Annotated in this window: 17 protein-coding genes; 10 read left to right on the top strand and 7 right to left on the bottom strand. The window is 56.2% G+C overall.

Features of this window, described 5'->3' with window-relative positions; genetic code table 11:
* Positions 1 to 32 precede the first annotated feature (32 nt).
* The 7 genes from serS to B9A13_RS06310 all read right to left on the bottom strand — a co-directional run bounded on the left by serS (position 33) and on the right by B9A13_RS06310 (position 7,321).
* Positions 33 to 1,325 (bottom strand): serine--tRNA ligase, encoded by a 1,293-nt coding sequence (gene serS, locus B9A13_RS06340; protein WP_084234266.1) that lies wholly within the window; start codon positions 1,323 to 1,325, stop codon positions 33 to 35.
* A 63-nt stretch (positions 1,326 to 1,388) separates the two neighbouring features.
* Positions 1,389 to 1,943 (bottom strand): hypothetical protein, encoded by a 555-nt coding sequence (locus tag B9A13_RS06335; RefSeq protein ID WP_084234264.1) that lies wholly within the window; start codon positions 1,941 to 1,943, stop codon positions 1,389 to 1,391.
* On the bottom strand, positions 1,936 to 2,826 hold the full coding sequence (locus B9A13_RS06330) for a ParB/RepB/Spo0J family partition protein (protein WP_084234263.1): 891 nt from the start codon (positions 2,824 to 2,826) through the stop codon (positions 1,936 to 1,938). Before B9A13_RS06330 ends, B9A13_RS06335 begins: the two co-directional genes overlap by 8 nt.
* A 25-nt stretch (positions 2,827 to 2,851) precedes the next feature.
* Positions 2,852 to 3,619, bottom strand: coding sequence for a ParA family protein (locus B9A13_RS06325; protein ID WP_084234261.1), 768 nt, complete (start codon positions 3,617 to 3,619; stop codon positions 2,852 to 2,854).
* A 522-nt stretch (positions 3,620 to 4,141) separates the two neighbouring features.
* Positions 4,142 to 4,957 carry a ParB/RepB/Spo0J family partition protein gene (locus B9A13_RS06320; protein WP_084234260.1) on the bottom strand — a complete coding sequence of 272 codons (816 nt, stop codon included), beginning with the start codon at positions 4,955 to 4,957 and terminating at the stop codon, positions 4,142 to 4,144.
* A 245-nt stretch (positions 4,958 to 5,202) separates the two neighbouring features.
* Positions 5,203 to 6,210, bottom strand: a complete 1,008-nt coding sequence (locus B9A13_RS06315) for an ATP-binding protein (RefSeq protein ID WP_084234259.1) — start codon at positions 6,208 to 6,210, stop codon at positions 5,203 to 5,205.
* A 121-nt stretch (positions 6,211 to 6,331) separates the two neighbouring features.
* Positions 6,332 to 7,321, bottom strand: a complete 990-nt coding sequence (locus tag B9A13_RS06310) for a DnaD domain protein (protein WP_084234258.1) — start codon at positions 7,319 to 7,321, stop codon at positions 6,332 to 6,334.
* Between the two features lie 391 nt (positions 7,322 to 7,712).
* Here B9A13_RS06310 and B9A13_RS06305 point away from each other — a divergent pair, with 391 nt between their 5' ends.
* From B9A13_RS06305 to B9A13_RS06260, 10 genes are all read left to right on the top strand, one after another.
* Positions 7,713 to 8,030, top strand: a complete 318-nt coding sequence (locus tag B9A13_RS06305; protein WP_084234256.1) for a cell division protein ZapA — start codon at positions 7,713 to 7,715, stop codon at positions 8,028 to 8,030.
* A gap of 49 nt (positions 8,031 to 8,079) precedes the next feature.
* Positions 8,080 to 10,170 carry a U32 family peptidase gene (locus B9A13_RS06300; protein WP_084234254.1) on the top strand — a complete coding sequence of 697 codons (2,091 nt, stop codon included), beginning with the start codon at positions 8,080 to 8,082 and terminating at the stop codon, positions 10,168 to 10,170.
* 66 nt (positions 10,171 to 10,236) lie between these two features.
* A complete protein-coding gene (gene dut, locus B9A13_RS06295) occupies positions 10,237 to 10,686 on the top strand; it encodes a dUTP diphosphatase (protein ID WP_084234395.1) in 450 nt (149 codons plus the stop codon).
* Positions 10,687 to 10,789: 103 nt separating this feature from the next.
* Positions 10,790 to 11,353 (top strand): Maf family protein, encoded by a 564-nt coding sequence (locus tag B9A13_RS06290; RefSeq protein ID WP_341456018.1) that lies wholly within the window; start codon positions 10,790 to 10,792, stop codon positions 11,351 to 11,353.
* Between the two features lie 18 nt (positions 11,354 to 11,371).
* Positions 11,372 to 12,214 carry a rod shape-determining protein MreC gene (gene mreC, locus B9A13_RS06285; protein WP_084234250.1) on the top strand — a complete coding sequence of 281 codons (843 nt, stop codon included), beginning with the start codon at positions 11,372 to 11,374 and terminating at the stop codon, positions 12,212 to 12,214.
* 21 nt (positions 12,215 to 12,235) lie between these two features.
* Positions 12,236 to 12,748, top strand: coding sequence for a hypothetical protein (locus tag B9A13_RS06280; protein ID WP_084234249.1), 513 nt, complete (start codon positions 12,236 to 12,238; stop codon positions 12,746 to 12,748).
* A gap of 18 nt (positions 12,749 to 12,766) precedes the next feature.
* Positions 12,767 to 14,800, top strand: coding sequence for a penicillin-binding transpeptidase domain-containing protein (locus B9A13_RS06275; protein ID WP_084234247.1), 2,034 nt, complete (start codon positions 12,767 to 12,769; stop codon positions 14,798 to 14,800).
* 50 nt (positions 14,801 to 14,850) lie between these two features.
* Entirely contained in the window at positions 14,851 to 16,722 is a 1,872-nt protein-coding gene (locus B9A13_RS06270; RefSeq protein WP_084234394.1) for a glycoside hydrolase family 13 protein, read from the top strand.
* Between the two features lie 240 nt (positions 16,723 to 16,962).
* The gene (locus tag B9A13_RS06265; RefSeq protein WP_084234245.1) at positions 16,963 to 18,360 is read left to right on the top strand and encodes an NAD(P)/FAD-dependent oxidoreductase; all 1,398 of its coding nucleotides are present in this window, start codon (positions 16,963 to 16,965) and stop codon (positions 18,358 to 18,360) included.
* Between the two features lie 785 nt (positions 18,361 to 19,145).
* The gene (locus B9A13_RS06260; protein ID WP_084234243.1) at positions 19,146 to 20,516 is read left to right on the top strand and encodes a TraB/GumN family protein; all 1,371 of its coding nucleotides are present in this window, start codon (positions 19,146 to 19,148) and stop codon (positions 20,514 to 20,516) included.
* The last annotated feature ends 45 nt before the right edge of the window (positions 20,517 to 20,561 follow it).

The following is a 20,561-nucleotide window of genomic DNA, read 5'->3' as shown; positions in this document are numbered from 1 at the left end:
TAGTATAATATGATTTAAAAAATAGCGGAGGATCAGCCACCGATTTTCGTTTTGCCGTGAAGATAGGGACGCAGCGCTTCGGGTATGGTGACGGTGCCGTCCTCGTTCTGATAATTTTCCAGAATGGCGGCAACGGTGCGGCCAACGGCCACGCCGGAACCGTTGAGCGTATGAACGAAGGAGGGTTTGCCGGTCTTGTCGTCACGGAAACGGATGTTTGCCCGGCGCGCTTGGAAATCAAGGAAATTGGAACAGGACGAAATTTCCACATAACGGCCGTAGGAGGGCATCCAGACCTCAATGTCGTAAGTTTTGGCGCTGGAAAAGCCCAAGTCGCCGGAACAAAGCAGTACCACGCGGTAGGGAAGTCCCAGTCCCTGAAGAACGCGCTCCGCGTCCGCCGTAAGCCGCTCTAGTTCCTCAAAGGAATGCTCGGGGTGAGAAAACTTCACAAGCTCCACTTTGTTGAACTGATGCTGGCGGATCAGGCCCCGGGTATCCCGGCCGGCGCTTCCGGCCTCGGCGCGAAAGCAGGCGGAATAGGCGCAGTATTTAAGGGGAAGCCTGGCTCCGTCCAGAATGTCGTCACGGTACATGTTGGTGACGGGGACTTCGGCGGTGGGAATAAGAAAATATTCGTCCGCCTCGGTTTTACCGATCACCTTGTAGGCGTCTTCCTCAAATTTGGGAAGCTGGCCGGTTCCCGTCATGGAAGCACGGTTTACCATATAGGGAGGAAGGATCTCCTCATATCCGCCGACGCTGGTGTGAACGTCCAGATAGTAGCTGATAACAGAGCGCTCCAGCGCGGCGCCCATCCCCCGGTAAAAATGGAACCTAGCTCCGGATACCTTCGCGGCGGTCACAGGGTCGAGGATCCCCAGAGAATCTCCAAGATCCCAATGTGCTTTGGGAAGAAAAGAAAAAGAAGTGGGCTCGCCCCAGCGGCGCATTTCCACGTTTTCGTCGCTGTCACGTCCCATGGGGACGCTCTCGTCGGGAAGATTGGGAACGGAAAGCAGAATGGAATTGAGCTCTTCCTCCGCCTGGCGGGTTTTTACGTCGTTGAGCTTAACCTCGTCGGCCAGCTTTTTCATCTCGGCGAAGAGGGAAGAGGTATCCTCTCCCGCGCGCTTCATGGCGGGGATATTTTTACTCACGGCGTTTTGCTCTGCCTTCATGGATTCCGTTTTGAAAATCAGTTCTCTGCGAAGAAGATCCAGCTCCAGAGCCCTGTCGATGTCGGCGGCGTATTTTTCGCTTCTGAGGGAAAGACGAGCTTTGATTTTGTCGGGGTCGCTTTTGATTGCCTTGATGTCCAGCATGAAATATTCACCTCAATATAGATTCCCGGGAGAAAACGTCGGAAATGCGCAAAGCAGAGGAAATCAATCCAAAGCCTTGACGATTCGCTGGTATTCACTCAGGGGGGATTCGGACTGAAAAGAATTGGTTGCGGTGGCGGGCAGATATTGGCTAAGATCAAGCTCCTCCATTTTGGCAATGGCGTTGCGGCAGGAGGTGTATTTCCGGGTGGAATATAGCTTGGAGATCTGCCAGAGAAGATCCATGGCGTCAAGCTTTTTATTGGCTAAATCCAAAGAACTGTCGGTTTCGGTCAGATTGTCCTGCAGACTTTGGTTCAGCGCGCTAAGCTCATATACCTGCTGCTGCAGAGCGGTATTGCTGTCCTGCAGCTGCTGGAGGCTCTGTACGGCGCTGACGGAATCCCTAAGCCCGCTGATCACCGCTTCATTGTTCCGCTGCTGCATGAAATAGGATAAAAAGAGAAAGAAAAAGGCAACGGCAAACAGAACCGCGACATATACCCCAACGGAATGCCGCTTGACGGGACGAACGCGTTCCGCTTCCTGCTGGAGATAATAGATATTGTTCTTGCCCTCCGGCTTCTGGTCGGAGGAAGCATTGGTCGGATTACTCAATGGCAGACCCTCTTTTCTCCGAAGGCTGGATTTTCTGAAGCAGAAGTAAAAGCTCTTCAAAATCCCGCTCTCCATAGTATTCCAGCTCAAATTTCCCCTTTTTCTTGCCGTTTACGATGGTGACGCGGCGGCCCAGAAGCTCCGTAAGATTCCGCTCCACTTCCTGAAGATAATTCACGGAAACGCCGGGTTTCCGCTGAGAAGCAGCGCGGCGCTCCTGTTCGGATAAACGCTTGACTAAAAGTTCCGTCTGGCGGACAGAAAGCTGATTTTGAACGATTGCATTTACGGTCCTGCGCTGCTCGTCCGGAAATTTGAGCTGGAGAAGTGCGCGGGCATGACCGCTGGTAATAGAACCCATAGAAAGCAAAGACTGGATATCTTCCGGCAAGGACAAAAGCCGGAGGGAATTGGCAACGGCAGGACGGGATCGGCCTACGCGGGACGAAGCTTCTTCCTGCGTCATGCCGTAGGTTTCAATCAGCGAACGGAATCCTTCCGCCTCTTCGATGGGATTGAGATCCTCCCGCTGAAGGTTCTCGATCATGGCAAGCTCCATGGCCTTCCGGTCGTCCGCTTCGATAATCATGACGGGGACTTCGGAAAGTCCCGCCATACGGGCGGCTCTCCAGCGCCGTTCGCCGGCTATAATCTGATAATATCCGGAGCTGAGACGCCGAACCGTGAGAGGCTGAAGAATTCCGTGCTGCCGGATGGAGTCGGAAAGCTCCGCGAGTGCTTCTTCGTCGAAGTACTTTCTGGGTTGACGAAGACCGGCTTCGATCTGAGAGATGGGCAAAACGACGCTGCCGCCCTCCTGAGATTGGAGCGCCGCGTCGCCCAGAAGGGCGCCGAGACCTTTGCCCAAGCCTCTTTCAGCCACACTGCATCATCCCTTTCAAAATAGATTAAAGTGATTTCGGATTCTTTCCCAAAAGTTCTGAGGCAAGGGCCAGATATGCTTCGGAACCTCTGGAATAGCGGTCGTATGCGAGGACCGGCTTTCCGTGGCTGGGAGCCTCGGATAAGCGGACATTTCTGGGAACGACCGTGGAGTATACCTTTCCGGGAAAGTGACGTTTCACTTCCTCCGCCACCTGAAGGGAAAGATTGGTCCGGCCGTCGTACATAGTGAGCAAAACGCCTTCCAGTTCCAAAGAAGGATTCAGCGCCCGTTTTACGATCCGGACAGTGGACATCAGGTCGGACAATCCCTCAAGAGCGTAATATTCGCACTGAACGGGAACCAAAATGGTGTCGGCGGCGCAGAGAGCGTTGACGGTCAGAAGCTCCAGGGAAGGAGGACAGTCAATCAAAATAAAATCATAACGATACGAAACAGAGGATAAAGCCCGCTTCAGAGAAAATTCACGACGTTCCAGCCCTATCATTTCGATTCCGGCTCCGGCAAGAGCTTTATTGGAGGGGAGCACGTCCCCAAAACGGGTGGAAACGATTGCCTTCTCGCAGGGTGCGCCGTTGATCAGCACATCATACACATTGGGGGAAGCGGAGGATTTGTCAACACCCATTCCAGAGGTCGTGTTTGCCTGAGGATCGAAATCGCAGACAAGCACGCGGCGGCCCAGTTCGGTAAGAGCGGCGCTGAGGTTGACGCAGGTAGTGGTCTTGCCGACGCCCCCCTTTTGATTTACGATTGCAATCGTCTTCGACAAGAACGACACCAGCCTTCCGGAAAAATGAAGAAAAATGAATGAAACGGGTTGAATAGAAGATAATGGACACAACTGCTATAAATAAACACGAAGTGTTTCGTGGTATATGGCAACGTTTGCGGTTTCGCCCGAAGGGCGGGAGCAAAACGCGCCGTCGGGAATGGTGTAATGACGCTTGCGGCCTTAAACCAAAAACACGAAGTGTTTCGTGGTATATGGCAACGTTTGCGGTTTCGCCCGAAGGGCGGGAGCAAAACGCGCCGTCGGGAATGGTATAATAACCGCTTGCGGTTATTATACCACAATACAGACTCATTTCAATAAAAAAGTAACTTTTTACATTAACCTGTTCCACGTGAAACAGAGGAAAGCAGATGTTTCACGTGAAACAAAAAGTTATCCACATCTCCAGACCCACCGGATAAAAAGACGGAGCGGCTGATTAAGGCCGCTCCGAAGTATAACAAAATCCCGGAGAGGGAGGAAAAACAAAGCCGATTGGAGGGAAATCCACTTTGACAATTAACCTCGGCTCTCCTTTGGGATTTTGATGGTAATGGTGATGTCATCGGCGGTTTCGGTTCGGCCATACGTAGCGTCGATCCCGGCCATTTTCATGATGGTAACGCCGTGGGACACCGTATTCAGAAAAAAGCGGACGTCCCGGATGACGTAAGTAAGTTTTTTCTGCACAGGCGCCGCGGCTCTTTTTTGAAGATAGCGTTCGATGTATTCTTCGCTCTCGGAAACATTGAGTTCGTTGGCCGTGATATGTTCCAGCACGGAAAGCCTGTCCTGTTCCTTGTCCAGACGAAGAAGAGCTCTCGCGTGCCGCTCGGAAAGATTGTTTTCCTGAATCAGCGACAGACATTGCGTAGAAAGTCGAAGCAGACGGAGCTTGTTTGCCACCGCGGATTGGGATTTTCCGATTTTTTGCGCTGCTTCTTCCTGGGAGAGGCCATACTGCTGGATCAGCTGAAAAAGAGCGCTAGCTTCCTCCATAAAATCCAGATCTCTCCGCTGAAGATTTTCCACCAGCGCCAAAAGGGTGGACTGTTGGTTATCGACCCCCATCAGCAGACAGGGTACCGTATCCAGGCGTGCCAGCTTGGCTGCCCGGAGACGTCGTTCTCCCGCAATCAGCTCATATCCGCCGCTGCATCTCCGGATGCTCAGGGGCTGAAGAATCCCATGCTGCGTGATGCTGTCGGCCAGCTCGCGAAGCGCTGCTTCGTCAAACACGCGTCGGGGCTGCGAAGGATTGGGAAATATCTCGGAAGTTTTGATATACAAAATCCGGTTATTATCGAACAAATCTCTTTTCTTGCCCAGTTGCACGGCGTTCCCCCTCCCTTCGGCGGAACTTTATATGTGGACAGTACCATAATATGGTAAACCGTTGCGTGAAACATGTCGCTTTTTGGATTGCTTACAAAAAAAACAGCTGCCGATGACATTGAATGCTGAAACGATCCAATGTCATTGGCAGTTGATAAAATATATCCCTTTATGAGATGGAGCGCCGATGTTTCGATATAATGTTCGCATATTGAGATAATAAGCCTGAATGAACGTATACTTTCTTACGGAAGAAGGCCGGTCTTCCTCAAAAGACGGATATCTTTTCCAAAAAACGGCAATTTAATATACTCTCCTTCGATTCTGGAAAGAATCTGAGTGGAATATCGTTTTCCCAGCTCTTCCGAAGTGAGATTGGAATTGATCACCGTCTTTTTTCCCGTGACAAGCCGGGTGTTGACAAGGGTATATAAGGAAGAAAGGGCCAGGGGAGTGGTAAGCTCGGTGCCCAGATCGTCGACGATGAGAAGATCGCAGTTGAGGTACCGGTAAACTTCGTCTCTTGCCGCTCCGGCCTCCTCCGGATCCCGCGCGAACTTTTGTGTTTCAAATTGAGCAAGGATGCCGGGCGCCGTATCGTAAACCACGGAGAATCCCCGCTGGGAAACGTCTCTTGCAATGCAGGCGGATAAAAAAGTCTTTCCCAAACCGGGAGGTCCGCTCAGAAAAAGATTCCCGGACTTTTTTCCGAAATGATGGGCGTAATTGACGCAGGTTTCATAGACGATATCGATATTTTCCCGGGGGGAGGCGTCGTCGCCAGGGGCGGCCTCGTCGCTGTAATAATCGGACCGGAAGCTGTCGAAGGATTGGGAACCGACGTTTAAAAGCTTTGACAGCTCCTTCATCTGTTCCTCCGTGTATAACGATTTAAGGCAAAGACAGACCTCCGCTCCCACATAACCCGTGTCGCCGCACAGAGGGCACATGGGACTGTCATCCAGGTAGTCCATGGGATATCCCCGGGAAACGAGCAGTTCCGCCCGTTCCGCCTGCAGATCCAGATTTTTGTCCCGCAGCACGTTGATGGCGGGCACGGGATTGCTTCCGGAGCGCAGGGAAGCGCTGATGATGTCGATGATCGCCGTTTTCAGTTCGGCGTCGATCTCCCGGATGCGCGGAATCTGGCGGCAGACCTCCTCATACCGTTCCGCCAGAAGCAAGGCACGCTCTGCGCGCTTTGCTTCCAGTCGGTTTAGGGCCTTCCTAAGAATTTTACCGTCGTACGACATGCCATACTCCCTCCGCCGCTGCTGCCGGCTGTAAGAATGCTGTTCCCGCCGTTTCGCAGAATAGGGCGGGACGCCGGCAGACTGCGAAAAATGAAAGAAACCTTGCCGGGCTTTTCCGGATTCAGCCCTGCTCCTTGATTTGTTTTAAATACTGTTTCATCTGTTCGATTTCCCGGCGCTTGCTTGTTTCTTTTCCCGGGCTGCAGGAAGTACTTCTGCCGGGAGGGGCAGTGTTTCCTTTTTCAATCTCCTGCGGCTGATGGAAATTTTTTTCATGCCAGTTTTTTAATATGGAATTCAGGTAATTCCAGTTGAGCTCTTTGCATTTGAGCACGGTTTTGTCGTAAGCCAGCTCCACGGCTTCAGGCCCGAAGCCCATTTCCAGCCAGGAACTGATATACCGATCCTCCGTCCGGGAAGGGGAGCGACCGGAGATCTGCAGCACGCCCATAACCTGCTGCACGTCGCTTTTCATAAGCTCCAGCCGCTTGATATGCGCAGCCGCCCGCTCTTCCGTGTCGATGCCCCGCCGAGCCCAGGCGTACCCTTCCTTTTCAATCTGTCGCATGGTGGGTTTGCGTCCGCTTCCGTATCGCCGGACGGACTCGTCGATGCAGTAATTGATTAAAAGATAAAGGACCTCGGCTGGGAGCCCCACATAATCGTAAAGGCCGAACAGTACGGTCAAATCCGTGTTCGACAGCACTTTTCCCAGGCGGCGCTGTGCCTCGTTTACCAGAAGCCGGAATTCCTCCGTTCCCTCCATTGCCCGGACGATGTCGTTTGCGGTGTACTCGGGAAGCTCCCGTTCGGGAGGTGCTTCCGGCAAGGCCTTATCAGACGTCTTAAGGGGAGGTGAGCTTTTCGCAGAAGAAATATCCTCCTCCAGAAGATTCGTGCGCTTGAGTGTTTTTGCGGCGGAAGAAAGCTGTTCCTCGCTCCACCCGAACCGCTGCCGAATGGACGCGGGAGACTGGGGATCGGTGTTTTCCAAAAGCGCCAGATATAAAAGCGCGGCGTTCCCGTCCCCTTCCGATAGAAGCCGGGTTATGGCGGCGGAGGGTATGGACACGGTTTTGATTGCCTGCGCGCTCAGCTTGATATCCGGCATTTGTATCCCTCCCTTACCCCTTTTGCTTCATTATTATTTTACATGATACTTATCCCGCAGTAAATAGCAAGTGCGTCGCTGCGAAAACTTCGTCAGTATCGGGCGTAATTAGTAAAATTCCAGGGAAATTCTATTAAAACCCGCGAAGAATGTGGTATAATAGCCGCAAGACGTCCATGATACCGGGTCGGACGACGCGTCCGCCTCGCGCCTCGGGGCGCAACCGGCGGCGATGCCTATACCACGAGCCGTTTCGCGCCTGTGGTATAATAGCCGCAAGGCGGCGGACATACATTTATAAAAACCCATTTTTCACCGCTGGCGGTGGCTGCCGGAAAAATAGATCCGATCCAGCCGCAAAGGAACGTTTAAGAATTTGGGGGTCGATTCTGTGAAAAATCGCATTTTGGTCACAATCGGAGGTCGGGAATATACCTTTGTTGCGTCCGAAGAAGACGGCTATGTTCAGAAAGTGGCCTCTTATGTGGACGGGAAGATGAAGGAGATCGTCTCGGAGTCCCATGTGGCACTGACGGATGCGGCGGTTCTGACGGCCGCCAACATCGCCGACGAGTATTTTAAATCCATGGAAACCGCGGAAAATCTCCGCCGCCAGCTGAAAGAGTACCTGGAGGAAGCGGCCAGGACGAAAATGGAGCTTTCCGAGCTCAAGCGGGAGCTTTCCAAGCTGCAGAATAAAAAGCAGTAGGGCGGATTGTCCGTCGGCGGTTTAGTACGATGAATGTAAGGAGCATCCGATGCTGGAACTCTTATCTCCCGCAGGTTCCCCGGAAGCGGTGACAGCCGCCGTTCAGAACGGTGCCGATGCTGTCTATATGGGTTTTGGGGACTTGAATGCCAGAAGGCGGGCGAAAAATTTTACGGAAAAGGAATTTTCCGATGCCGTGGAGTACTGCCGTGTCCGCGGCGTTAAAACCTATCTGACCCTCAACACGCTGCTCACCGACCGGGAGCTTCCGGAGGCTGCCGAGCTGATTCGGAAAGCCGTCCGGATAGGGGTAGACGCAGTTCTGGTTCAGGACCTGGGTGTTGTCCGTCTGGTCCGGCAGGTCGCGCCGCAGCTGCCGGTCCATGCCAGCACCCAGATGACCCTCCATAGCCTGGAGGGGGTGAGACAGGCCGCCGAACTGGGTGTTTCCCGCGCGGTTTTGTCCCGGGAGCTGTCCGGAGAGCAGCTGGCCCACATCTGCCGCAATTCTCCCATCGAAATAGAGGTTTTTGTCCACGGCGCCCACTGTATGAGCTACTCCGGCCAGTGCGCCATGAGCGCCCTGATCGGGGGGCGCAGCGGGAACCGCGGCCTTTGCGCCCAGCCCTGCCGCATGCCCTACGGGTGGCAGAGCCGGGCGGATTCCTATCCCCTGAGCCTGAAAGACATGTCTCTGATTCATCATCTGGGCGAACTGGATGAGATGGGCGTTGCCTGTGTCAAGATAGAAGGGCGCATGAAACGGCCGGAGTACGTGGCGGTGGTCACGGGGATTTATTCCAAAGCCATCCGCGAAAAACGTCCCCCCACCCGGCAGGAGCTGGAACGGCTTCAGGCCGCTTTTTCCAGGGACGGTTTTACAGACGGATACTTTGCCGGCAAAAAAGGCCCGGAAATGTTCGGGGTCCGCTCCTCAGGGGAGGAAACCCAGGGCGCTTTTCTGGCGGAAGCGCGCGCTTCCTATGAGAACACGGAAAACGGCCGGGTTCCCGTCCGCTTTTTTGCACTGATACAGCCGGGAGAACCGTCGAAAGCCGCCGTGGAGGACGAAACCGGCCGGGTCTGTACCTGCGAGGGTCCCGCTCCCGAAGCCGCCCGGACCAAGGCGCTTTCCGAGGAAGAGGTCATAAGCCAGCTCATGAAAACCGGCGGTACCCCCTATGTCTGCACCCAGGTGAAAGCTTTGGTGCGGGAAAATCTGGCGCTTTCCATTTCGGCCGTCAATGCCATGCGGCGGGGCTGCCTGGAGGAGCTGACACGGGAGAGAGCCCGCCCGCCGCAGCGGGAAACGGGAGAATTCATGCCCGGCGTGCGGTATCAGAACCGGCCTGCGCCTCCGCTTTGGACCTGTTATCTGCGAAAGGCCCGGCAGCTCTCCCCGGAGCTTCTGGCCCTGAAGCCGGAGCGGATTTATCTGCCGGTTTCGGAAATCGCTCTGCACCGGGAAGAGCTTGCTGGTCTGTTGAAGGACCAAAACATCCGCCTGGTGGCGGCGATGCCCCGTATCCTCTGGGACAGCGAAGAGGAGGAAACCCGCAAAAAGCTGGAAATCGCTCGTGAAATGGGCGTGGAGGAGGCTCTGGCGGAAAACCTGGGGCAGCTGTCCATAATCCGCTCCTGCGGTATGGAGCCCCGGGGCGGCGCGGGCCTCAACGTGACCAACGCCCAGACCCTCAAAGAGCTGCGCCACCTGGGCCTGAAGTCGGCCGTCCTTTCCTTTGAGCTGCGTCTTGCCCAGATCCGGGATCTGTCCAAATGCATCGACACCGAGCTCATCGTATACGGCCGCCTTCCCCTGATGGTGATGGAAAACTGCATCATTAAAAACCGCTCCGGCCGCTGCGCCTGCGACAACCCCAACCTGCTCACCGATTCCACCGGAGCGCGGTTCCCCGTCCTTCCGGAGGCCGGCTGCCGGAATGTGCTGTACAACTCCAGGAAGCTGTTTCTGGCCGACCGGGCCCGGGACTATGAGAATCTGGGCCTTTGGGGCGAGCGTTTGGACTTCACCACGGAAAATTCCCAGGAGTGCCTCCGCGCGGCCAGGCGGTATCGGGGCGAGGGGGATTTTATGCCCAACGAGTACACCCGCGGCCTGTATTACCGGGGCGTTGAATAGCGATAAACGGCGCCGCGGGATAAGAAGCGTCAAAATATGGTAATATATGGAGTGACGGAAACGGAAATGACATTGAAAATCAAGAAAATATCCGATAAAATAGGAACGGAAATCCCCGCCCCCTTTTTCGCCACCGCCGGTTCCGCCGCGATGGACCTGCACGCCTGTATGGAGGCGGCCGTGACCATCCCGCCCGGAAAATCCGCCGCAATCCCCTCCGGGATCGCCATCGCGCTGCCTTCCCCCGATTATGTGGCCCTGGTTTTTGCCCGCAGCGGGCTTGCAGTGAAACACGGAATCTGTCTGAGTAACGGCGTGGGCGTGATCGACAGCGACTACCGGGGGGAGATTCTGGTGGGCCTCGTGAATCTGTCCGACAGGGAGTATACCCTCAGGCCGGGAGACCGCGTGGCGCAGCTCATGGTGGTCCCCGTCTGCCGCCCCGGGCTTTCCTTTGTAAGCGATCTGGACGATACGGAGCGGGGCGCGGGCGGCTTCGGCTCCACAGGGAGGTAAATCCCGGGAGCGTGCCTTTCTCCCCGGGAACCCTTCTGTCCCCGCCGCTTCTGCGGGATATGATAAACAGGAAAAGAGCTGAACATCCATCGGAACGATTATATTGGCTTCCGCCTCGCCGCGCCGCAGCGAATTGCTTATGAAAATGGGACTGAGCGGCTTCAGGATCGCCCCCCCGGATATCGAAGAGAAGCTGGAGGAGCGGGAAACCCCCGAAGAGGCCGTCAGGCGTCTTTCCAGGGAAAAAGCCGCCGCGGCGGAAGCCGGGTCGGACGACGTGGTCATCGCCGCGGACACCATGGTCTGCTGCGAGGACATCCGGCTGGGAAAACCCAAGGACGGGCCCGAAGCCTTCCGGATGCTGCGCCTTTTATCGGGGAGGCGGCATCAGGTGTATACGGCCGTCACGGTGGCCGCGGGCGGGGAAATGCTCACCGAAACGGAAAGGACCGACGTGTATTTCCGGAAGATCGAGGACTGCGAGATAGAGGCCTATATCAGGACGGGGGAACCCATGGACAAAGCGGGAGCCTATGCAGCCCAGGGTCTCGGCGCGGTTTTTGTGGAACGTATCGAGGGCGATTTCTTTAACGTGATGGGCCTTCCGGTATGCCGCCTGTCCAAGATGCTCCGGCGGGTGGGAATTGATGTGCTGCACTGCGGCTGACGGTGCGGGAGATATGCAGTGAAGAACTTTTTTAAGAACAGGGGAATATCGCTGGTGTTTTTAGCCGTGGTTATCGTTGTAATCATGGCCGCTTCTTCTGCCCTCATGGGGGGGAGAGCCAATGTGATTTCCAACGTGGTGGGGGTCGTGACCCTGCCCGCGCAGAAGGCTCTCACCGGGTTTGCCGGCTGGGTGGGCTCCATATACAGCTATACCTACGAATATGACGCCCTGAAGGCGGAAAACGAGAGCCTGAAAAAACAGATTGCGGAAATGGAGGACTCCGTCCGCCAGGCCCAGTACGACAAGGAGGAAAACGAGCGGCTGCGTGAGCTTCTGAAGCTCAGTCAGCAGCACCGGGACTTTGACTTCGAATCGGCCACCATTGTGTCCCGGAGCAGTTCAAACTGGACCGCCTCCATCACCCTCAGCAAGGGATCTTCCCAAGATGTGAAGGCCGGGGACAGCGTGGTGACGGAGACCGGCGTGCTGGTGGGCGTCATCGTGGAGGTGGGCACCAACTGGTCCACCGCCGTCACCGTGACCGACCCGGACACCGAACTGGGCGCGCTGATTTTCAGGACCGGCGAGGCGGCCATCGCCGAGGGCGATTTTGAGCTCATGAGCAGCGGAAAGCTGAAGCTCACCTACCTTCCGGAGGATGTGAGGCTTTTAAACGGAGATCTTATCGTCACCTCAGGCAGGGGAGGTGTTCTTCCCTCGGGCCTCATTATCGGCACGGTGGACGAAGTGAAGACCGACATTTCCGGCCTGACTGATTACGCGGTGATCACCCCCTCGGTCAGCGCCGACAGCCTGACGCAGGTTTTTATCATCAAATCCTTCGATATCGTCGAGTAGAAAGGAAGGCGTGGCGTTACCGTGACAAAGCGGGATTGGTTCGGCAAATGGACGGTGTACATGCTGGCACTGCTGCTGTTATTTGTAGCCCAGACCATGCTTCTCAACCGTTTCACCGTTTTTGGCGTCTACCCCCTGCTGCTTCCCATAGCGGTGGCGGCGGTGGGGAGCTTTGAGGGGAGCGCGGCGGGTGCGGGTTTCGGCATCGCGGCGGGTCTTTTATGCGACGCAGCTTTTTACAATACCGACGGGTTTTACACCGCTGTTTTCATGCTGACAGGGCTGCTTTCCGGCGTTGTGGCCGAATACGTTCTCAATCCGGGCTTTTTAAGCTGCGCGCTTTGTTCTCTGGGAGCTCTGGCGGGGATAGATTTGGTCCGGGGCCTGTATTACATCATGGCAAAGGACGCGCCGGTGAGGGCGGTCCTGGCCGTTGCCGGACCGGAAATTCTGTATTCCCTGTTCTGGCTTGTGCCGGTATATCTGCTGGTTCGCAGCGTTTATCGCCGGGTCGGGGGAACCCGCCTGGCCTGATTCATAAGGAGGCTTACCTTGGAAGGAAGGAAATTTCGTATCCGCACGGGCGTGATAACAGGCCTTCTCATGGGCTGCATCGTGTGGTTTGTAATGACCCTTTACACCGCCCAGATTGTGCACGGGGCGGAGTATTTGGAGGAGTCCCGCCGGAAGATCGTCAAAACGGAGACGGTGGAGGCCTCCCGGGGGGAGATTACCGACCGGTACGGCCGGGTCCTGATCACCAACCGCTTAAGCTACAACCTCACCTTTGACGCGTCTTATCTCACCGAGGGTCAGGATCAGAACGCCGCCATCCTCAAGCTCATCGACACCTGCGATGAGAAGGGCGTGAGCCATATCGACACTCTGCCCGTGAGCCAGACGGCTCCCTTCGGGTATACTCTTGACACGGCCACCGATTCCCAGAAAAACCGCTTTTCCCGGTATCTGGCCAACCGGGGCTGGAGCTCGGACACGGTGAGCGCCTCGGATCTCCTTGCGCTCATGCGCAAGGACTTCAAGCTGGACGAATCCTATACCGATGAGCAGGCCCGCGAAATCATCGGCGTTAGGTACGAGCTGGCTTTGCGCAAGCTCATCAATACCACCGCCTATGTCTTTGCCGAGGACGTGGATATCGATCTCATTTCCATTCTCAAAGAGGGAAGCTACCCCGGCATGCAGATCAAAACCGTGTCCGCCAGGGAATATATGACCCCCTACGCCGCTCATCTTTTAGGGTCCGTCGGCCAAATCTACGAGGAAGAGGCTGAGGAGTATATTCAGAAAGGCTATGCCATGGACGAAATGGTGGGAAAAAGCGGAGTGGAAAAGGCCTTTGAGGACTTTCTCCGCGGGACCGACGGAACCCGGATCATAGACACCAATACCGACGGGAAGATTACCAGCGAACTGTATACCGCCGAGCCCCAGCCGGGAGGCAATGTGGCTCTTACCATAGACATAAAGCTGCAGGAAGCCACGGAAAAGGCCCTGGCGGAAACCACGGAAAAGATGACGAAGGAAGACGGGGAGATCCGGGGCGGCGCCGCCGTGGTGATGGACGTGAACAGCGGGGACGTTCTGGCCTCGGCTTCCTATCCCACCTATTCTTTGACCACCTATAACGCAGACTACAATCAGCTGCTCGCAGACCCGGCAAATCCTCTGCTCAACCGGGCCGCCCAGGGGATCTATCCCCCGGGCTCCACCTTTAAAATGGTGACCGCGGTAGGCGCCCTGGAGGAGGGGATTATCACTCCGTCCACTATCATCGAGGACAAGGGGATTTATACCTATTACTCCGACTACCAGCCCAGATGCTGGCTGTACCGGGCTTCGGGAAGAACCCACGGAAAAATCAACGTGGTCACCGCCCTGGAGGTGTCCTGCAACTACTTTTTCTATGACATCGGCCGCCGGCTGGGAATCGACAAGCTGGACGAGTACGCCCAGAAATTCGGACTTGGCCTTCCCACCGGGATCGAAATTCCGGAGTCCACCGGGATTCTGGCAAGCCCCGCGTATAAGGAAGCAAACGGAGACGTGTTCTCGCCGGGCGATACCCTTCGGGCGGCCATCGGCCAGGACAACGCCTTTACCACCCTTCAGCTGGCAAACTACGTTGCCACTTTGGCAAACGGCGGCACCCATTACGATGCGCATCTTCTCAAATCGGTAAAATCCTATGATTATTCCCAGCTGCTCTACGAATACACCCCCCAGGCCGCCGGCACGGTGGAGATTTCGGATTCCAACCTTGCGGCCGTGAAGCAGGGGATGCGGAACGTGGCGACCCAGGGAACGGCGGCGACCTATTTGAAGAATTATCCCATCGCGGTAGGCGCGAAAACCGGTACGGCCCAGACCGGAGCGGACAACATCAGCAACGGTGTTTTCGTCTGCTTCGCGCCCTATGACGATCCTCAGATCGCCATTGCCATCGTGGTGGAACAGGGAGGCTCCGGTTCGGCCCTGGCGGAAACCGCCGTCGCCATCATGAATGCCTACTTCAATTCGGAGGACACCATGACCGCGGCGGAGCAGGAAAGCGTGCTTCTGCCGTAATGGGGCGCATCCGGACGCCGGTCGGCACCCGGGAGCCCGAAAGGAGCAACATGCAGTCAGTCTTTGATTCCAGGGATCCGAGGTATAAAGATCCTTTCGGCGCTCTGCCCACGGGGAAGAGCGCCGATTTGACCCTTCGGCCGCCCCGTTCCATGGGATTTTCCGGAGGTGCCGCCGTCGCCAGGAGCGAGTTTTCCGGCGGTGTGATGGAGTATCCCCTTGTCTGGACCGGTATGGAGGGAACCTGCGACGTGTTTTCGGGTAAACTGCCCGCGGGCAAAACGCCGGACCTCATCTGGTATTGCTTCCGCTTTTTCCGCTCGGACGGCTCCATCCGGTATTTCGGAGCCGGCGGATGGCGGAAAAAAGCGCCCGAGGAGTTTCAGCTTACGGTGTATGAGGAAACCGGGACTTCCCCCGATTGGTTCGGCCAGGGCGTCACCTATCAAATCTTTCCGGACCGCTTTTTTGCCGCGCTGCCCGTCGTTACCTCCGGTTTTGTGGGAAAGCGCCGGCTCCACGGCGGCTGGGAGGAGGAGCCCGATTATCTGCCGGATGAAAACGGGGAGATCCGCAACGACGATTTCTTCGGCGGCAACCTTCGGGGAATCCTTCGGAAGCTGGATTATCTGAAAACCCTCTCGGTGGAGACCATCTATCTGAATCCCGTCTTTGAAGCCGCCTCCAACCACCGGTACGATACGGCGGATTACACCAGAATAGACCCGATGCTGGGCACGGAGGAAGACTTCCGCATCCTTTGCCGGGAGGCCGGGCAAAGAGGGATGCGCGTGATACTGGACGGGGTGTTCAGCCACACCGGCAGCAGGAGCGTGTATTTCAATGCCGGGGGCGGCTACCCCTCTCTCGGCGCGTCCGATTCCATGGATTCCCCGTATTACGGCTGGTACCGGTTTGAAAGCTGGCCGGAGAAGTATTCCTCCTGGTGGGGGATTAAAACCCTGCCACAGGTAAACGAAATGGCTCCGTCCTATCTGGACTATATTCTGACCGGAAATAACAGTATTCTCCGCCGCTGGCTCCGGGCCGGCGCCGCGGGCTGGCGCCTGGACGTGGCCGACGAGCTGCCGGACGCCTTTCTGGAGCTTCTGCGCAAAGCGGCCAAAGAGGAAAAGCCGGACGCCGTGATCCTGGGAGAGGTCTGGGAAGACGCCTCGAACAAGGTGAGCTATGGGCTCCGCCGCCGGTATCTCCTGGGAAAGGAGCTGGACGGGGTGACCGACTATCCCTTCCGGGACGCGCTTTTATTATTCCTCGGCGGCGGGAGGGCGGAGGAGTTCCGGGAGCGGATGGAGACCCTGCGGGAACACTATCCTCCTTCAGCCTTTTATTCCGCCATGAATTTCCTGGGAAATCACGACACACCCCGGGTTCTGACCCTTTTGGGCGCCGGGGAGGATCTGTCCGGCGCCCCCCGCTCTCAGCGGGCGGAATTCCGGTTGAGCGAAGCGGAACGCCTTCGGGGCGGCAGAATGCTGAAGCTCGCGGCCCTGCTCATGTATGCCTTTCCCGGCTCCCCGACGATATACTATGGAGACGAGGCGGGACTGGAGGGGTTTGAGGATCCCTTCAACCGCCGGCCTTTTCCCTGGGGGAAGGAGGAGAAAGAGCTTCAGTCCTGGTTTGGTAAGCTGGGACGCCTGCGTACCCTTCGTCCGTCCTTGCGCAGGGGAGACCTGGAATACCGGGCTGCCCGGGGGCCGCTGCTGGCCATTTCCCGGCGGCTCGGCGGGGAAGAGACGGTAGCGGCGGTCAACGTGGGAGCGGAACCGGCCGTTCTGGCTTTGCCCTGGGCGAAAGAGACCGCGGAGGATGCCCTGAGCGGTGAAGCCCTTCCTGTCCGGGACGGTAAAGTCTCCGTTTTGCTGTCTCCCTGGGGCGGGATTTGCCTGACGGAATAAAACCATATGTAATAAATACGGGATATATCACAAATAGTAATTGAAACAACTGGAATTTTAGCGGAAAAACCGCTCCGGGGTCCCTCGGCTTCGGATCCATCGGGGCGACTGAAAAGAATAGGAAAGTTTGACACGATATGATACAATAATCCCGTTGCGGGCACAAACGGCATCGGAAGCCCGCAAAGCAAAAACCCAACGGAAAATTCATCGCGGCAGGCGGAGAAAAGAGGGAAGAAAATGAGCCCCACATACGACGTGGCAATCATCGGCGCGGGAACGGCGGGAATCTATGCCGGGTATGAGCTGATTCGCAGAAACCCCGGAATAAAGGTTGTGATACTGGAAAAGGGCAGCGATATTTATCACCGCAGCTGCCCCATCGTAACCGGCCAGGTCAAAGAGTGCATCCAGTGCAAGGTGTGCGCCACCATGTCCGGTTTCGGGGGAGCGGGCGCTTTTTCCGACGGAAAATATAATTTCACCACGGAGTTCGGGGGCTGGCTTACCGACTTTATGCCCCAGGACCGCGTTATGGACCTGATTTACTATGTGGACAGCGTGAACATGCGCTTCGGGGCGACCGATCAGGTGTACTCCACGGAGACCCCAGAGGCCCGGGCGCTGGAAAAGCGGGCCCTGGAAAACGACCTGCATCTGCTCCAGGCCAAGGTGAAGCACCTGGGTACGGAAAAAAATCTAATGATCCTGAAAAACCTGTACGAAGACATCAAGGACAAGATGGAGTTCCGGTTCCAGACCCCCGTGGAGGAGATCCGGAAAACCGGCGAAGGCTATGATCTGGCCCTGGAGAACGGAAAAACCGTCTCCTGTCGGTATCTCATCGCGGCACCCGGCCGCTCGGGCGCGGAATGGTTTGCCGGGCGGTGCGAGGCCCTGGGCCTGGACCTTATCAACAATCAGGTGGATATCGGGGTCCGGGTGGAGCTGCCGGCAAAGATTTTTGAGCATATCACCGACGTGGTGTACGAGTCCAAGCTCATCTACCGGACGAAGCAGTACGGCGACCTGGTGAGGACCTTCTGCATGAACCCGTACGGACATGTGGTCACGGAAAACGTGGACGGGATCAATACGGTGAACGGGCACAGCTATTCCGACGCGGCTCTCCGCAGCGAGAATACGAACTTTGCCCTCCTGGTGAGCAACCGCTTCACCAAGCCCTTTGACCAGCCCTACCGGTACGGAAAACACATCGCCTCTCTGTCCAATATGCTGGGGGGAGGGGTCCTGGTGCAGCGGTTCGGGGACCTGCTCAAGGGCGTGCGCACCAATGAGCACCGGCTGTCCAAGAGCTTTACCCGGCCGACCCTCAACGCGACCCCGGGCGACCTCAGCCTGGCTCTTCCCAAGCGGCACCTGGACAATATCGTGGAAATGATCTACGCTCTGGACAAGATAGCGCCGGGGACCGCCAATTACGACACTCTCCTGTACGGCGCCGAGGTGAAGTTCTACAGCTCCCGCCTGGAGCTCACGGAGGAACTGGAAACCCGGCTTCCCAACATGTTTGCCATCGGGGACGGCGCGGGCATCACCCGGGGCCTTGCCCAGGCGGGTGCCAGCGGCGTGCACGTGGCAAGAATCATTTCCGGAAGGCTGGAAAGGGATGCCTGAGACCGCCCCGGAAAAGGAATAGTCTCCCTGCGCCTTTTAACTTTTAAGCCCGGCCTATACGGCCGGGCTTAAAATTACCGAAAAAGTGCCAAAGGCACTATTTCGAGTGGGATGCGGCTTGTCGCGCGCACGAGTCGTCCGCAAGGGCGGACAATTCGTACACTTACAAGCCGAGAAGTGTTTTTCCCGACGCACAGGTCGCCGGAAAAAACGAAACGATCTTATCCGCACCGTACGCGGCGCGAACTCTGAAAGGCTCTTTCGACAAGCTGTAGCCCGGCCTATACGGCCGGGTTTTTATATCCCTGCGGAAGGCGGCGAAAATTTGCAGGATGAATGGCGTATCCGGTCAAATACGCCATTATACAGCTTCGCTGAATAACCATAACGGGATAGGCGGAGAGGAAAGCGCGTGGTTGCAAGAGTTGTTAACATTGTCCACAGGGTTTTCCACATATATTATGTAAACGCATCTTAAAACTATCGTGCATATTCCGTTGACATAACGGGAAAAACGAGGCACTGACCAGAAGTTACAAACTGAAAACAGGTAAAAACTGTCCGCGAAACCGGAAGAATTAGGGAATATGTGGAAGAATAATCTCGAAAAATGAAAGATATGTGCCAAATACGGCAAAGCGGCAGAAATGTCCAGCTGCTTATGAAATCAGAGAGCTGAGCCGGAAACGGATAAAATCCTCACCGGTACACAGCGGGCGGAATCGATTGACAATCCCGGCCGGAACCTTTACCATGGAGACAGATCGAAAAGGAGGACCTGACGAATGCGGATAAAATGGAAAAGAGGTCTGATCACGGGCGTTTTAGCCCTGACGATGCTGCTTGCGCCGGCGCTGCAGCCCGCCGTCCTGGCTGTGGAGGGGGAATCCCAGGCGCCGGACTCCTGGGCCGTATCGGAACTGGTGGATGCCGAGGCGCTGAATCTGCTGCCGTCGGAGGACCTTTCCACAATAAAAAGCGCCCTTAACCCGGAGCAGGAGGAGTATATTTTAGATGTGGCGCGCCAGTCGCTTTCGTTGCTGGGATATGCGGCGGGCGGCGGGGAGCGGGCGGTTCCGGTAAATCGGGATCAGACCCGCGGCAGCTTTGCCGCCCTCCTGTATAATGAGCTGGCTGCCCTGGACGTGCCGGAGCAGCTGTACGGCGATGCCGCTTCGCCCATGGAGTATATGGTGAACAGCGGGATCATCAGGGGTTATGGGAACGGGGATCTGGGAGAAAACAATCCTTGCACCCTCCAGGAGGCTCTTTTGATTTCCCGGAGATTTATCACCAACTTATACGAGGAATCGGGAAAAGGCTCTCTGGGCCTTCTGTGGAAGGCGCAAAACGGCGGAAACACCCTGTATCTGCTGGGGACGATCCATGTGGACAGGGGGAATATCTATCCCTTCAGCCAGGATCTCATGGACGCCATTCTCTCGGCTCAGACGGCCGTTTTTGAAGTGGATTTTCTGGACCAGGAAGGGCTTGCCTATTTTGCCCAGAAACAGCGCTATACGGACGGGACGACCCTGAAGGATCACATTCCGGAAGATCTCTATAATAAAATCGTCGCCTCCATGGCGGTGCTGGGATATACCGAAGAACAGACGGCGTCCATCAAGGCCTGGGCCCTGGCGAATCTGTTCAGCACCCTATCTCTCCAGGAGGAGGACTCTCCCATGGTGATGGACTCCTATGTGTACAGTAAGGCTTTGGTGGAGGGAAAAGAGATCGGGGAGCTGGAGGGCTATGCCTATCAGGCCGACCTCTTTGACTCCCTTTCGGAAGAATACCAGCAGGCTTACCTGGCGGCAAACTATTATTCCTACATACTGTCCCAAGGCGTGGAAGAGACGCAGGGCGCGGAAACCGTCGATCAATGGCTCGGATACTGGAAGCAGCGGGACGCCGAAGACTTTGCGGCGGCTTACGCGGAGGCGACCCGGGGAGCGGAGAACGACGAGCTCTATATGCTGCTCTATGGGGACAGGAATCAGAAAATGACGGACAAAGCGGCCGGGTATCTCCGAACGGAAGGGGAGAATACCTTTATCATCGTGGCGGGAGCCGGCCATATGATCGGGGAAACCGGGATTGTGAACGGCCTTCGCAGCCAGGGATTTCAGGTGGAGCTGGTTCCTGCGGCATAAAATAGACCCGCCGAAACAGATAATTAAAAAGAGGGCTAAAAGCCC

It is taken from the genome of Papillibacter cinnamivorans DSM 12816 (genome assembly GCF_900176335.1).
Classification (GTDB): domain Bacteria; phylum Bacillota; class Clostridia; order Oscillospirales; family Oscillospiraceae; genus Papillibacter; species Papillibacter cinnamivorans.
This window is presented reverse-complemented; position numbering and strand designations above follow the sequence as displayed.